Raw genomic sequence first — 13,708 nt, 5'->3', positions numbered from 1 at the left:
TAGACAATTTATTTTTCACTCTTGTTTTCTCGCTTCCTCATTATACAAGGTTGCATATTTTTCCTCAAACTTCCTATCAGGAGCTAAGGAGGGGTGAAACACGATAAAAAAGGATATAGAGGAGTAATCTAAGCTATTCTTAGAACTCCTTTATATCCCTGCCAAATCCTATCCTTTAGAAAAAACTGGGGTAGACGTACTGATTCTCAGGTGGCTCGATCTCGACGATTTGTTCAAGCTGGAGCAAGGGGATAACCCACCCTCCAAATTCGGATCTTCCTATACTTCCTTGAACTCGTACCCATGTATCGTTCTCATATGTTTTTGTTTCTTCTCCTTTAGATAACAATCCATATACAGACGAATCTGCTGTACAGCAGGTCATTGAAAATCTGGCAACAACCATTTCGTTCGTTTTCACACCTGGCTCACGGTAAACAAAGCCCTCTAATTCCACTTTTTTTCCTTGGAATTCATCAAGATACATATCAAGCACCGTCATCACATCTAGAAAATTATCATCCTCAATGTAAATGATTTCTTCCTCAAATAGCTCTTGAGCTAGCTTAGAATAGTAATCATCAAATCCATCTCTCCCAGCTAAATCCTCGACTGAATAATGCTCGACTGGTTCTCCCTCTTCCAGCTTAGCCAAATATTCATCTGCTCTTGTTGTTGTACCTGAAGAAACAGAATCAGACTCTTCAGCAGGGCGATCAGCAAGAAGATTAGATTGAACTCCTGACCCCAAGTTTACCCCTCGTTTCATCGCAACGGAGCTGTCTAATGTTTTATCAGGTAAAACAAAGCCCATTAAGAGAGGAAGGATAAACAAGGAATAGATCAACACCTTAATCCCTCTATTCCCCGGCATCTGATGTGCGGTCCCACAATCACATTCTAATTCCTCCTCCTGAGCCTTAGGAGTACTTCGGAGGATCTGGACAACACTTAATATCAGGAAAACGATCATGGCAAAATAGATAAAAGGAAGCATTTTAGGAGCAATATAATATTGAATACTCCCTGACATCACCATACTTAACATCAGCATCGAAAAGCCAAACAAAATAATGCCACGGATAAACGCATGAAATCCCCATTCTTGATCTCTTTCTTCCATGGTTTCATCCCCTTTATTTTCATAGAATATAAAGCTGTAATAATAGGACCGAAACGAATACAACAGTCGTGACAACAGCGATAAAAGCCAGAACAAATCTTAGCTTAAAGTAGGCTACCATCATGATCACATTTTTTAGGTCTAACATCGGTCCATAGACTAAGAACGCAATAAGAGAACCTGTCGTAAATGTACTTCCAAAGGAAGCCGCTACAAAGGCATCCGCTTCCGAACAGAGAGATAAGACAAAAGCAAAAGCCATCATCACTAAAGTGGAGGACCATGCCTCATTCCCAATGCTCAGCAACAACTGCCTGTCCAGAAAAGTTTGGAAGAGGGCGGCTACAAAAGCCCCAGCAATAAGATATTTTCCCATATCAAAAAATTCATCGGTCGTGTGATACAAGGTTTGCTTCCATTTATTTAGTGTTTTTGGAGAAGAAGACTGGGGATCTCCCCCTTGTTGTCCACCCTGTCCAATAAGCTCCTCCTTGCTCCACTTCAATTGGTTACTGTTCTTAAATAGGACGTAAAGAGCCGCTCCTATCGCCATCGCTAAAACAAAGGCAAGTCCCATTCTCCAGTACAATACACTTAAGTCTGTACGAAAGGCAAAAAAAGTGGAGGCTGCAACAACTGGATTCAAAATCGGAGCCGCTACAAGAAAAACAACCCCTATATGAAGAGGCATCCCTTTCTTAATTAAACGCCTAACAACAGGGATAATCGCACACTCACAAATGGGGAAGATGGCTCCGAGGATGGTCGCAGGAAGGAGAGCGGCATAAGCGTTTTTAGGAATATAGCGTTGAAGCATATCCTCCTTCACATAGATTTGAATCAGGGCAGAGGCAAAAACGCCCAATAAAATGAATGGAAGTGCTTCAATCACAATACTTAGAAAAATAGTATTCACATCTAACCAACTGGAGGGGACTTGAATCAAAGCATCCGAGCCTTTGAAATAGTCAACATTAAAGAACAAGAGGAGAAATAGACCAAGAAGAGCAATACCTATTAAATCTGCACCTATGGATTTGATCGACCCTCTCATTTCTTGGTTTTGTTTCATTGGGTCAACCCACATTCATCACAGCAACCATAAATCTCAAATTTATGACCTGTTATTCTAAATCCCTTTGGCTCCCCTAATATGGCATCCATTGGACAAACATCAATTTTATGAGTCTTACCACACTCTGTACAAATAATGTGATGGTGGTGATGCCCTTGAGCACACGAAAAACGATAAATACGTTCATCGTTTAATTGTGTGGTTTCTACAATTCCCAACTCTTCAAATAAATTCAGATTCCGGTAAACGGTATCAAAGCTTAAATTGGGATAATCTTGTTGCATGTATTCAAGCATTTCTTTAGCCGATAAATATCGCTTTTCTCTAGAAAAAATACGCACCATCTCCTCTCTCTTTCCAGTATATTTATACCCTTTAGATTTTAGAATCGATAATGCTTCTTCAATGTTCATGATCTAACCTCCCTTGAAGATGACTGCTTTAGCTTTTGATATAATAGAACGCTACCGAGATGGAGAATCGCCGACACAACAACCATGCCTCCTGTAGCAATTTCTAGATAATAACCGACTATCATCCCACTTATCATAGAGCTTTCCGCAATCAAGACAGCATAAAGAATGACTTGCTTAAAGCTCTTGGCTATCTTCAGACTAGCCGCAACTGGAATGGTCATCATCGAAGAAACCAGTAAGATCCCTACCACCTTCATGGCAATCGATATCGTCAAGGCAACTAACAAAGAAAACAACAAATGAATCCATTTTTTAGGGATCCCAGAGATCTTAGCAAATTCTTCGTCAAAAGCGATAGACAAGAATTCTTTATAGAATAAAAGGAATAGACTAAATACAATAACACTCGCGATCAGGACAAATAGTAGGTCCTCAGCAGTAACAGAAACAATACTTCCAAATAAAAAATGGAGCAAGCCAGCATTAAACCCATTAGCCATGCTCATTAAAACCACACCTAACCCAATTCCTACTGATAAAAGAATGGGGATAGACAGCTCCTGATAATGCTTAAAGATCCTTCGTACTCGTTCAATAAAAAAAGCACCCAAAAAGGCAAAGAGCAACCCAAAATAGAGAGGGTCTACCCCTTGAAACACAATCCAGGTTTGAGCGAATAACATCCCAAAAGCGACACCCGTTAACGTGATATGTGATAAGGCTTCAGAAATCAATGAAAGTCTCCTTACCACAAGAAAAGAACCTATGATAGGGCAAATAAAGCCCACAATAAGACCTGCTATGATTCCTCTGCGGATAAATTCTAAATCAAATAATAGTTCAATCATTCTCGTACGTTCCACTTTTCATTTATATAATAACTGTCTATAGCATATTTTATCGTTTCTTTCATCTTAATTCAATGGAAATAAGAATGATTCAGAAAATGGTAAGGTGAAATTTACTACATTAGTCTTCTCTAATGATATATTTTTTCCAACTAATTACTACACATAGAATAAGAAAGGAGATAATAACAATCGTGCCACCCGGTGCCCAATTCCACTCAAAAGACAAATAGAGCCCTAACAGTACAGCGATCTGTCCAAATAGAACAGAATACAGCATAGACTGCTTAAAGCTTTTAGCGATTTTAATACTGGCTGCAACAGGTAAAACCATGAGGGCCGATACTAACAAAATCCCTACAATTCTCATGGAGGAGGCGATCACTAGAGCCACCACGATAATAAATAGAAAATGAACACTTTTCCTTGGAATTCCTGTTATCTTAGCATGCTCTTCATCAAATGAAAGAGAAAGCAATTCCTTGTAAAACAAGAGAACAAAAAGAATAACACTGATACCCACCAAGAGAATCGTAATCATATCTGATCTCCGAATGGCAATAATACTCCCAAACAAATAGTTAAAAAGATCCACATTAAAGCCATTAGCCATAGAAATAAAAACAACTCCAAAACCAATGCCAGCCGCCATAATAATGGGAATTGCGATTTCCTCATAATGCTTATAGGTTCTGCGCAGCTTCTCTATACTTAGAGCACCCATTACAGAGAAAAGCATCCCCATATAAATTGGGTTTAGACTAGCAAGCCACCCCAGATACATGCCAAACATCTTACTTAGTAACATGCTAAATGCAATACCTGAAAGAGTGATATGAGACAACGCATCTGCAATCATGGACAAGCGGCGAACAACAAGAAAAACGCCTAGAATGGGAGCAATAAACCCAATGACAATTCCAGCAATTACAGCATTTTGAATAAATTCAAAGTGAAAAAAAGCTTCTATCATACTCTGCTCCTTAATGAGAATGCTCGATAAGCCGAACGTCATGTCCATAGGCTGTGGCTAAAATCGCTTCTTGATTTTGTGAAAAATCTTGTGGATTTCCATGAAAATGAATACGTTTATTCAAACAGGCTACTTGACTTACCTTACTTGTAATCACGCTAATATCATGACTGACCAAAATCATCGAAATTCCAACATGATGATGCAAATGCTCTATTAATTCAAAAAACCGATCAACAGATTCTGAGTCTACTCCAACTGTGGGTTCATCCAGAATTAATAAATCCGGTTGGCTCACCAAGGCCCTAGCAATAAACGTTCTTTGCTGTTGCCCTCCAGATAGCTTGCCGATATTTTGGTAGCTAAACTCACTCAAGCCTACCATATCAATGGCGCGATGGATTCTAGCTTTCTCTTTTTTTCCTAACCATCGAAACAGTCCTAATTTACCAAAAAGCCCTGTTGAAACCACTTCAAATACAGTAGCAGGGAAGCCAGAATTAAAGCTGTTTGCCTTCTGCGACACATAGCCTACACGGCTCCAGTCCTTAAATTTCTCCATCGGCTCACCAAAAAGCCTGACTTCACCTTTCTGCGGCTGAAGTATCCCTAATATGATTTTAATAAGTGTCGATTTCCCTGAGCCATTAGGCCCCAAAAGGCCTAGGAATTCTCCTTGGCCTAATGTGAAATGGATATCATCCAATACTTTAGCTTTGCTATCATACTGAAAGCTAACATGATTTAATTCAATAGCAGGAACGGACCTGTCTTTTTTCATTATTTGTTATATCCCAAGGCAAGCTTAAGACTTTCTAGATTTTCCTCCATGATAGAGAAATAATCCTTTCCTTGAGATTGCTCCTCCTTCGTCAACCCCTCAAGATTATGGAGAATTAAGGCTTCTGCTCCTACCTCTGTCCTTACAACTTCTGCCACCTTAGGAGTTACTAAATTTTCAAACATAACATATTGTAACTGATGTTTCTTCATATATTCAACTATTTCTTTTAATTGTTTCGCACTTGGCTCATTGGTAGGATCTAAACCTGCAATAGCGATTTGATTAATTCCATAGCGCTGAGCTAAATAACCAAACGCGGCATGAGATACAACCATGTCCTTGATCGAGATATTCTGGCTTACATCTTCGTACTTAGAATGTAGCAAATCAAATTGCAGCGCCAGCTCTGAAAAGTTATTCTCATAATATTCCTTATTCTCAGGGTTTAATTCCACAATGGCATTCTTTATTGCTTCTGCCTGCTCCTTGGCAAGAAGAGGGTCTAACCATACATGCGGATCGAACTCTCCATGATCATGTCCATGTTCTTCATTCGCATGCTCTTCTTCAGCGTGCTCCTCCTCTTTCTCATGAGCATGATCATCATGGGAGTGACTCTCATGAGCATGATCATGGTGGTCCTCGTTAGCATGGTGATCGTGATCATGTCCATCTTCATGCTCATGCGCATGATCACTAAGCCCTGTTTCTTCAGAGGATAACAACTGAATGTTAGCTGTTGTATCTACTAAGACTAAGTTTGGATTGCTGCTTTTCGTAGCTTCTACTATTTTCTCAATCCAGCTTTCGAAGCCCCCGCCATTATAAATAAATAAATCCGCTTTACTTAGATCCATCACATCTTTCGGAGTTGGATCATAGTCATGGGGCTCAGATCCAGCAGGTACTAAATTCACAACGACAGCACGATCTCCGGCAATCTTTGAAGCAAAATCATATAAAGGATACATGGACGTATAAATAAGAAGAGCTGGTTCCTTGTTTTCCGTACTTCCTTCTTCGCTTCCTGTTTCTACTATTTCATCTTGGGATGTATTGGCACAACCAACCAAGAATGGAGACAAAATAACCATTAAACCTACGATAATAATAAAAGCTTTCTTTTTCATGATGACCTCCTAAGCGTTAACGAAAAGTATATAAATCATAATCATACCGATTAACTCAGGTGCAATTATATACGCTTTTTTTTCATTTGTAAACCACTTTCACAAATTAAATAATAATGATTCCAATTTATAACAAGTCATTATACTTGATTCTGCTTTGCTATCACTAATATTATGTTAGAATAGAGAAAGCCAACACCGATATTCAGATTGGAGGAATCGAAACATGAAGAAAAGAAGAATTCCGGTTTATATTATTACAGGGTTTTTAGGAAGTGGAAAAACAACACTTCTCCTTCATCTCCTTGAATCCTGTCATTCTAGAAAGCTAACTCCTGCTATCATCCTAAATGAATTAGGTGAAATAAATGTAGAGAAGCCACTATTTACAAATCATCGGCTGATCGAATTACTAAACGGATGTATCTGTTGTAGCATTCAGCAGGATCTTTCACGAGAACTGAAGGGATTTCTTCAATCTCTTCACCCAGATTCAGAACAACCTGACTTGATTATTATTGAAGGAACAGGAATTGCTAATCCCCTTGAACTAATCGAAACACTGTCCCAGCCCGAGTTTATAGACGAGCTAGAAATCCACAATCTGATTGGAATGATTGATGCCAGCAAGTTTCTGGAGTACCAAAGCTTTTTTTCTAGCTCCAAAGAAGTGCGCACGATATTAAAAGATCAAGTACGTCATAGTTCTATTCTTGTGCTTAACAAAATAGACCTTGCGACCGAAAAACAATTAAACAAAGCAAGACAAGCTGTCCAATCATTAATTCCAGCCAATACGCTGCTTCTTGAAACCAAAAATGCTGAAATTGATTTGGAGGCCGTCTGGAACTCTAAGTTTAGTACAATCTATCACTCTCCATCAGAAGAGAAAGCTTCTGCAAAAAAACACCTTCATTCACATAGTCATGGTCATGAACACCATCATGGACACCATCACCATTCCGTTTTTCAAACTCTTAAAATTGATGATGTTCCTATGCTTTCAAAAAGTGAACTGGAAAAATGGCTTTCTTCCCTGCCTAAGGAAGTTTTGCGTGCCAAAGGAGTGCTTCAAATTCAAGACCATCCTACCAAATGGGTCCAATTTCAATATGCCTCCAATCAAGTTCAATTCTCTCCTGTAATGGATGAAGGTAAACATGCTTCTTGTCTTATCCTGATCGGGACGAACTTAGATAATCAAGCTCTATTCGACTCTTACGAACGCGCTAAAAACAATTGGTTATCCTAAGAACGGATGAAAGGAGAATGACATGAAGCAGCTATCAGGAAAAACGGTGATCGTAACCGGTGCCTCCAGCGGATTAGGGAGAATGCTTGTCCAAAAAGTAGCACAATATCAAGGACATCCCATTCTCATCGCTCGATCTGAAGAAAAATTACAGAAGGTGGCTCGTGAGATTCAATCCTTGACCCAAAAGGAAATTCACTATTTTACAGCAGACGTTTCTAAGATCGAACAGGTGCGAGATACCTTTCGTCAGATTGCTGAAATCTATCCACAGATTGATGTGTTAATCAATAATGCGGGATATGGGGTTTTTGAGCTTTTTCAAGAAGCTCCTGAAGAAAGCTTTGAAAAGATGATGCAAGTAAATTATTTTGGCGCTGTCTATTGTATCAAGCAAGTGGTAAACTCAATGATTTCTGCTAGAAAGGGACATATCATTAACATAGCGTCGCAGGCTGGAAAGGTAGGCACACCCAAATCTAGTGCCTATAATGCGAGTAAACATGCTTTGCTAGGATTTACGAATAGTCTACGCCACGAGTTAAAAGAAAATAACATCTATGTCACTTCGATTAATCCGGGACCCATTCGTACCCCTTTTTTTGAAATCGCTGATCAGAGCGGCAAGTATACCAAAAATATTGACAAATATATGTTAGATCCTGATTATGTCGCCGAAAGGATCATTGATGTCATCATTAAACCAAAAAGAGAAGTGAATCTTCCTTTCTGGATGGAATTAGGCAGTCGGCTATTTCACCTTTTTCCAACTGGGATGGACCATTTCGCCTCTAAATTCCTTCACAAAAAATAAAGTAGACTTCCATCAGTTAGAACATGAAAAAGTGCCAATCTGAAGATGGACTATAAAGATTCAATCCATCTTCGGATTTGCTTGGAAGTACTTTCTGAACTCAGCAAGGTATTTCTGAGAAACATTCTGCCCTGCTGAATCAACTTTTGCTTGTATTCACTATCTCTGCTTAATTTTCCTAGTTCCTCCTCTAATTCCACACCTGAATAGATGGGAATGCCTGCCTGAGCATGAACCAAATGCTGATTAAAAGAATTATTATTTGATTCATAATGATACGCTAACGGGGGCTGTAAAACCAGTATGCCAAGTCTAAATAACGCTGCCTCAATCGCTGTATTGGATGAAATGGTCAACAAAATATCAGAAGAATTTAAGACATCGTACAAAGTTAGCTCCTCTGGGATTTTTCTAATGAGGGGATTGGTCTGGTAGGGCGAATAAGAGAAACGATCATTAGGATGAGGCTTAATAAGAAAGGTAATGGGGAGAGAGCTGGTAGCTTGCTTAATCCAATTCATAACAGTGCTATTGACAGAATTTTCATATGGCTGCGTCGTAAACGTCACAACAAGATGATCTGGTGGAATCGATAGATACTGACACAGCTTCTTCTTATCCCAAGTAGGAATTTGATTCTTGATTTCATACTCAAAATTAAGATTCCCAAGAATTTTAATTTTAGAGGCGGGAATCCCTCGCTCCATGAACCAGTGATAATAGTTTCTTCCCCATGCTATATAATGATGGGCTCGTGTTGGGAGCAAAGACCGATCAGTGATGAGCATAAGGGGAGCATTGACAAAGGTAAGATTGTACTTATGGGCAAGTAAGGCAAGCGTTGTTCCTGGATTCACAATTTCTACATGATCTATCATGGTTCGAATAGGCTTCTTTTGAAGAAGGTCATCTAATAGAGTTATCACCTTCAAACCATGAACTAACTGTCTCATAAACCAGACTTTGAACGTAGAACTGCCGAAGACTCTATGCTTTCTTACTTTATACAAACGTCTTTCAGCCCTTTTTTTATAACGAGCAAGGGTATCTGGAGGAACCTCCACCTTTTTCACCTCATTAGGATAATCAAAAACCTCGATATGGGCAGGCAGCACCATATTTTGCAAGTCCTGTCTTTCTTTTTCTGTGGTAATGATTAATAAAATTGGCGTATCCGAAAATTGATCAATGGCAAATGAGACAAGTCTAGCTGGCATTGTAATCATTTTTCGGCTAGAGTCCTGTGCAAAATTGCTCTTCACTTTAGGATATCTAACCAACTTTGTTTGGATATCAGTCATCGTATATAGACCATGCCTCGCTTGTAGGTCGGATACCCTTTCTTCATTCTCCATATTAGCATTGACAAGGGGTCTAATATATAAATGGAAGGAGCGAATCATCGTTAGCGGGATCTCTATCCCCCTAAATTTAAGCTTTCTAAATATCTCAAATAATTCCTTCGTTAATCCATACCTTAACATATAATGAGCATTTATTTCTTTTTCCCCATACATGATGTCCCCTCTTTTCTATTCAAACAAAGAATTTTCGAGTAGATGGTTCTGAACTTCTCGATTTGTTCATCGAGAGTGACTAGCTTATGATCATTCGTTTCTTCAATAAAAGCCTTGGTCTGCCTATAGATACCGGGCTTAAATTGACGATCAAAAGCATCCTCTATTTCCACCTGTTCAACTTGACGTTCAGCGATTCTCTGTACTTGCAATGTTTCTAACGGCTTCCAGATCAAGCGATGATGTGCAGTGATACACTCTAAACCCCACCCACCAGGTCCTTGCCAATTGGCAAAATAAGAAAACAAGGCTCCCGACTCTACCTTTCCTGCCCCGCTAAAGACTCCGGCTGCCTGATGCCAATCGACCCAGCCAGCTGTTAGGGCATGTAATTCTTTTGGAGATCCTGCTAAATGAAAAGCCAGATCAATTACATGTGAAGAATTGGCAACTAACCAATTTCGCTTCACTCTCTCATCGATTGTTGATCTTGCAATAAGGTCGGACCATTCGCTAAATTCAAAATGAAAAGAACTAAGCCCTCCATCCGAGAGTATGATTTCTTCTGCTTTAAGGGTAGCTGCATAGTACCTGCGATTGTACCCGATGAGCACCTGTGCTCCCATCTCCTTCATGACTTGTAAAACTTCTCTTAATTCTGCTTCATTCAATCCACCTGGTTTTTCTACCAAGATTCGTTTTACTCCTTTTTTTAGTAGACGAATGGTGACCAGAGCTAGCTGTTCTGCCCCGATGCTACAATCGCCATTCGAGGAGTGTCCCTGCTCTCCTCTGTCCATTTTTCAATTCCTCCTGTATAGGCGGGGACTCCTGTCTTTTCTAAAAAGGTTTGTGCAGATTGAAGGCTCCTGCCAACAACTTGAAAAGGACAGGACAAGGCTTGTAAAACCCTCGCATACTCGATGGCCATTCGACCTGCCCCCACAAGTAAGATTGATTTATCTATGTTATTGGACATACACTCACCTCACGATCAGGAGATTGTTTTTGCAAAAAAGAGAGAAGTACCCGAATGAATTCCATATGCAACATCATCGATTTGTCATAAGTAGCTAAGTCACATGTCTTTCTATCAAGTAAGTCTTGAATGTACCGGTGGGTCCACTCACTCTGCAAGGGCATACTGTACGGAACCTGTTTCCATCTCCAGTTATTTGCTGCTTCTGCCACCAGCGCACTGCTTCCCATTAAAGGGATCAGGTAGATGGCTTTGGTACTGATGATTTGCAAAAGAGGTGGAACGCCTTCATGCTTGTAGGATGTAATCGTACACCTACTTCCCTGATTGGTATACCCATATAAAGTTCCAGTAAATTCAATGAACCCATTTCGTTTACTTGTAATGACCTCAGCATCTAACTGTGCTGAATTTAATCTGATGTTCTTCTCCCCTGTTAGAAAGCTGATTAAATCAAGATGATGTATGGAGTTACAACCTATCCCAATGAAAGAACCACTATATTTATAATCAAGGATTGTATCCTTCAGGTTTTCTTTGACTTTTTGAAAAAAAGAATACGTTCGATACGGACAATTGACAAAAGCGGAAATTCCGTGACGCGCCAACAACTCTGCTACTTCCTGATAATCCCCTGCTCTTTGAAAAAGAACCTTTTCCAGAATCAAAAACTTCACCTTTTTGTGGCTTACAAGCTCAAAAATAACAGATTTTCGTATGGCTGCATTTGTGGAAACTATGGCAACGTCACTTGTCTTCGTCAGTGTCGTTACAGAGGATGAAAAGATTGTTTTTTGAATCAAGCCTCGACAAGACATACTTTGAAGAGAGTTTTTTGCCTGTTGCAGAGCCGTGGAGGATGGGTCTACTACTTCGACGATGGATGGACGATCTAATTTGGCTATCGCCTGTAAATGACGAATTCCCATCTGCCCTGCCCCGATGATTGTAATTCTTACGACTGAAGGAGAGGGATCAAAGTCCCGCATTGGTGATCCTCCTCTCCATGATTTTTTCAGCAATTACAAAATCCAATTCATCATCGATATCAATTCCATTCTCTCTGGGTATAATCACAGCTCCTCGTTCTTCGGGTAATAAGTGGGGGGAAAGATCATGGATTTGATCCATTTGAAAGGCGTAGACAGCACCATTTAATTGGAGCGCTTTTGGCTGCTTTTGCTTGGTAACCAAGGGTTAGCTTCTGGGATAAAGGGAATGGGGCTATTATTGACTATTTTCCATGCGCGGTGTGGATTAAGCTCAGCTTCGGAGAATGTGGCTACAGAGTGGTACTTTCTTTTGGGGTGGGTTAGTAGAATGAGGGATTGGGCAATATCCTGTTCTGTTCGTAAGGGACAGGTTGGCTCTAGATAAAGCATATACTCAGCAGGATCTTTTTCTTCCTTTAGTTTCTTGATATGATAGCGAATCACATCGATCGGCAAAGAATCATCTTCCGCTAGAGTAGCGGGTCTTATACTCACCTCAGCACCATACTTTCGGGCTACTTCAGCGATTCGCTGATCATCTGTCGATACAATCACTCGATCGATTTCTTGCATCTTCTTAGCGAGTATGATGGTATAAGCGATTAGTGGCTTTCCTGCTAGAGGTTTAATGTTTTTCAAAGGAATGGACTTACTCCCCCCTCTAGCTGGGATTAATGCCACGACTCTTTTCCCCTTGATCATCTAGATCCGCTCCTCCTTTCTCCAAACTTTTTTGATAAAGATTCAGGGCATACTCAAAAGGATAACGATATGAGTTGCACCACATTTTTAAGTCACCTGACTCTCTATAAGCGTATCTTTCATCACAAAAGTTGACTTCAATAAGCCAAATTCTATCCTTTTTATCAATCGCCAGATCAACTCCTAGGTCCGCTGCCATTGGTTGATCCTGCTCTATTTCCCGAGCAATACTTAAACTTAATTCCTTTATCCCTTCCATGATTTCCGGTTGAATGAGCCCTTTCACTTCAAAATAAGATACAGCCGCTCCTCCTTGTGCCACATTCGTTACAATCCCATTTTCCCTAGCAACTCTTGCAACGATTCCGGTAATCTCCCACCTACCTGCTCTTCCCTTTTGAACGGATACTCTAAGATCATATTTTGACCCATTATATTCTTGCAAAGAAAGATAGGGTTGTATGAGGTAAGAGCGTGTCGTACCCATTCGGTGTAATAGAAAGGGATACAGATCTTTGTCCAACATGTTTACTGTCCTGACTTTTTTTCGTTCTGTATATTTCACCTGTTTCTTTCTTTTCCTTCCCTTTACAACAAGGATCCTACTTCCAAATGCTCCATTCACTGGCTTGATTACAACCTCACTATAGGTCGTAAGAAATCTCTCTAAAGCAGCCTGACTAAATTCCATCGTTTGAGGAAGAAAGGGAAGAAGATATTTTTTTCTACGCAAAATAGAGTAGATATGCCATTTATTCCTTTCACCTATTAAATTAATAAACGTACAGTTCGCTCTAGACTCTATTTGTTTCAGACGAAAGTGAGTCTTTTTTTTATAAAATACGGCACGAAAAAGGTTTATCGGCGGAATCCTATCTTCCTTGAGTTCTAAGCTCTTTTGGTCAGAAGAATAAAAATACCCCTTTACCTTGTCCGTAGAACGCAATAGCCCTTGAAGGTCGTACATAAATAAGTCAACCTGATAGAATTCTGCAAGCCGGTAATAAAATTCCATGTTTTCCTGAGTTTCTTTACCGTTCACAATTTTTTTTAATTTCTTGGCAGAAAAAACAATACCGAGCATCTCACCAAATCCTTATTTG

Annotated in this window: 16 protein-coding genes; 2 read left to right on the top strand and 14 right to left on the bottom strand. The window is 39.8% G+C overall.

Going from position 1 to position 13,708, the window contains the following annotated elements:
- Positions 1 to 175: 175 nt before the first annotated feature.
- The 7 genes from JCM10596_RS07680 to JCM10596_RS07650 form a co-directional block, all read right to left on the bottom strand.
- Complete coding sequence (locus JCM10596_RS07680) at positions 176 to 1,123, bottom strand: TIGR03943 family putative permease subunit (protein WP_025026613.1); 948 nt, start codon at positions 1,121 to 1,123, stop codon at positions 176 to 178.
- A gap of 19 nt (positions 1,124 to 1,142) precedes the next feature.
- Complete coding sequence (locus JCM10596_RS07675; protein ID WP_081791949.1) at positions 1,143 to 2,195, bottom strand: permease; 1,053 nt, start codon at positions 2,193 to 2,195, stop codon at positions 1,143 to 1,145.
- On the bottom strand, positions 2,192 to 2,611 hold the full coding sequence (locus tag JCM10596_RS07670) for a Fur family transcriptional regulator (protein WP_025026611.1): 420 nt from the start codon (positions 2,609 to 2,611) through the stop codon (positions 2,192 to 2,194). Before JCM10596_RS07670 ends, JCM10596_RS07675 begins: the two co-directional genes overlap by 4 nt.
- Positions 2,608 to 3,462, bottom strand: coding sequence for a metal ABC transporter permease (locus JCM10596_RS07665; RefSeq protein WP_025026610.1), 855 nt, complete (start codon positions 3,460 to 3,462; stop codon positions 2,608 to 2,610). The genes JCM10596_RS07670 and JCM10596_RS07665 overlap by 4 nt, the downstream gene beginning before the upstream one ends.
- Before the next feature lie 121 nt (positions 3,463 to 3,583).
- Complete coding sequence (locus JCM10596_RS07660) at positions 3,584 to 4,435, bottom strand: metal ABC transporter permease (RefSeq protein ID WP_025026609.1); 852 nt, start codon at positions 4,433 to 4,435, stop codon at positions 3,584 to 3,586.
- Positions 4,436 to 4,445: 10 nt separating this feature from the next.
- Positions 4,446 to 5,216 carry a metal ABC transporter ATP-binding protein gene (locus JCM10596_RS07655; protein ID WP_025026608.1) on the bottom strand — a complete coding sequence of 257 codons (771 nt, stop codon included), beginning with the start codon at positions 5,214 to 5,216 and terminating at the stop codon, positions 4,446 to 4,448.
- A complete protein-coding gene (locus tag JCM10596_RS07650) occupies positions 5,216 to 6,349 on the bottom strand; it encodes a metal ABC transporter solute-binding protein, Zn/Mn family (protein ID WP_025026607.1) in 1,134 nt (377 codons plus the stop codon). Before JCM10596_RS07650 ends, JCM10596_RS07655 begins: the two co-directional genes overlap by 1 nt.
- Before the next feature lie 226 nt (positions 6,350 to 6,575).
- On the opposite strand from JCM10596_RS07650, the gene JCM10596_RS07645 reads away from it, so the two are divergent.
- Positions 6,576 to 7,601 (top strand): CobW family GTP-binding protein, encoded by a 1,026-nt coding sequence (locus JCM10596_RS07645; protein ID WP_025026606.1) that lies wholly within the window; start codon positions 6,576 to 6,578, stop codon positions 7,599 to 7,601.
- A 22-nt stretch (positions 7,602 to 7,623) separates the two neighbouring features.
- On the top strand, positions 7,624 to 8,415 hold the full coding sequence (locus JCM10596_RS07640; RefSeq protein ID WP_025026605.1) for an SDR family NAD(P)-dependent oxidoreductase: 792 nt from the start codon (positions 7,624 to 7,626) through the stop codon (positions 8,413 to 8,415).
- A gap of 50 nt (positions 8,416 to 8,465) precedes the next feature.
- Here JCM10596_RS07640 and JCM10596_RS07635 read toward each other — a convergent pair whose 3' ends face one another.
- From JCM10596_RS07635 to JCM10596_RS07615, 7 genes are read right to left on the bottom strand one after another with little or no spacing between them, the layout of a single operon-like run.
- Entirely contained in the window at positions 8,466 to 9,932 is a 1,467-nt protein-coding gene (locus JCM10596_RS07635) for a CDP-glycerol glycerophosphotransferase family protein (RefSeq protein ID WP_025026604.1), read from the bottom strand.
- Positions 9,911 to 10,732 carry a Gfo/Idh/MocA family oxidoreductase gene (locus JCM10596_RS24480; RefSeq protein ID WP_051541232.1) on the bottom strand — a complete coding sequence of 274 codons (822 nt, stop codon included), beginning with the start codon at positions 10,730 to 10,732 and terminating at the stop codon, positions 9,911 to 9,913. The genes JCM10596_RS07635 and JCM10596_RS24480 overlap by 22 nt, the downstream gene beginning before the upstream one ends.
- Positions 10,669 to 10,911, bottom strand: a complete 243-nt coding sequence (locus JCM10596_RS29115; protein WP_148302534.1) for a Rossmann-fold NAD(P)-binding domain-containing protein — start codon at positions 10,909 to 10,911, stop codon at positions 10,669 to 10,671. Before JCM10596_RS29115 ends, JCM10596_RS24480 begins: the two co-directional genes overlap by 64 nt.
- Entirely contained in the window at positions 10,896 to 11,900 is a 1,005-nt protein-coding gene (locus JCM10596_RS07625; protein WP_025026603.1) for a Gfo/Idh/MocA family oxidoreductase, read from the bottom strand. Before JCM10596_RS07625 ends, JCM10596_RS29115 begins: the two co-directional genes overlap by 16 nt.
- On the bottom strand, positions 11,887 to 12,105 hold the full coding sequence (locus JCM10596_RS29725) for a glycosyltransferase family protein (RefSeq protein ID WP_199900122.1): 219 nt from the start codon (positions 12,103 to 12,105) through the stop codon (positions 11,887 to 11,889). The genes JCM10596_RS07625 and JCM10596_RS29725 overlap by 14 nt, the downstream gene beginning before the upstream one ends.
- Positions 12,066 to 12,605, bottom strand: a complete 540-nt coding sequence (locus tag JCM10596_RS24475; RefSeq protein WP_199900121.1) for an acylneuraminate cytidylyltransferase family protein — start codon at positions 12,603 to 12,605, stop codon at positions 12,066 to 12,068. The genes JCM10596_RS29725 and JCM10596_RS24475 overlap by 40 nt, the downstream gene beginning before the upstream one ends.
- The gene (locus JCM10596_RS07615; RefSeq protein ID WP_025026602.1) at positions 12,565 to 13,689 is read right to left on the bottom strand and encodes a YheC/YheD family protein; all 1,125 of its coding nucleotides are present in this window, start codon (positions 13,687 to 13,689) and stop codon (positions 12,565 to 12,567) included. Before JCM10596_RS07615 ends, JCM10596_RS24475 begins: the two co-directional genes overlap by 41 nt.
- Between the last annotated feature and the right edge of the window lie 19 nt (positions 13,690 to 13,708).

This window comes from Caldalkalibacillus mannanilyticus JCM 10596 (assembly GCF_000615945.1).
GTDB classification, from domain to species: domain Bacteria; phylum Bacillota; class Bacilli; order Caldalkalibacillales; family JCM-10596; genus Bacillus_AT; species Bacillus_AT mannanilyticus.
Note: the sequence above shows the minus strand (reverse complement) of the source record. Positions and strands in the feature narration are given on the sequence as shown.

Bases quoted from the DNA above. Each gene is read 5' to 3' on its own strand.
- JCM10596_RS07655 (WP_025026608.1), bottom strand. From the start codon at position 5,216: ATGAAAAAAGACAGGTCCGTTCCTGCTATTGAATTAAATCATGTTAGC.
- JCM10596_RS07660 (WP_025026609.1), bottom strand. From the start codon at position 4,435: ATGATAGAAGCTTTTTTTCACTTTGAATTTATTCAAAATGCTGTAATT.
- JCM10596_RS07670 (WP_025026611.1), bottom strand. From the start codon at position 2,611: ATGAACATTGAAGAAGCATTATCGATTCTAAAATCTAAAGGGTATAAA.
- JCM10596_RS07615 (WP_025026602.1), bottom strand. From the start codon at position 13,689: ATGCTCGGTATTGTTTTTTCTGCCAAGAAATTAAAAAAAATTGTGAAC.
- JCM10596_RS07650 (WP_025026607.1), bottom strand. From the start codon at position 6,349: ATGAAAAAGAAAGCTTTTATTATTATCGTAGGTTTAATGGTTATTTTG.
- JCM10596_RS07640 (WP_025026605.1), top strand. From the start codon at position 7,624: ATGAAGCAGCTATCAGGAAAAACGGTGATCGTAACCGGTGCCTCCAGC.
- JCM10596_RS07680 (WP_025026613.1), bottom strand. From the start codon at position 1,123: ATGGAAGAAAGAGATCAAGAATGGGGATTTCATGCGTTTATCCGTGGC.
- JCM10596_RS07635 (WP_025026604.1), bottom strand. From the start codon at position 9,932: ATGTATGGGGAAAAAGAAATAAATGCTCATTATATGTTAAGGTATGGA.
- JCM10596_RS07675 (WP_081791949.1), bottom strand. From the start codon at position 2,195: ATGAAACAAAACCAAGAAATGAGAGGGTCGATCAAATCCATAGGTGCA.
- JCM10596_RS07645 (WP_025026606.1), top strand. From the start codon at position 6,576: ATGAAGAAAAGAAGAATTCCGGTTTATATTATTACAGGGTTTTTAGGA.
- JCM10596_RS07665 (WP_025026610.1), bottom strand. From the start codon at position 3,462: ATGATTGAACTATTATTTGATTTAGAATTTATCCGCAGAGGAATCATA.
- JCM10596_RS24475 (WP_199900121.1), bottom strand. From the start codon at position 12,605: ATGATCAAGGGGAAAAGAGTCGTGGCATTAATCCCAGCTAGAGGGGGG.
- JCM10596_RS29115 (WP_148302534.1), bottom strand. From the start codon at position 10,911: ATGTCCAATAACATAGATAAATCAATCTTACTTGTGGGGGCAGGTCGA.
- JCM10596_RS07625 (WP_025026603.1), bottom strand. From the start codon at position 11,900: ATGCGGGACTTTGATCCCTCTCCTTCAGTCGTAAGAATTACAATCATC.
- JCM10596_RS24480 (WP_051541232.1), bottom strand. From the start codon at position 10,732: ATGGACAGAGGAGAGCAGGGACACTCCTCGAATGGCGATTGTAGCATC.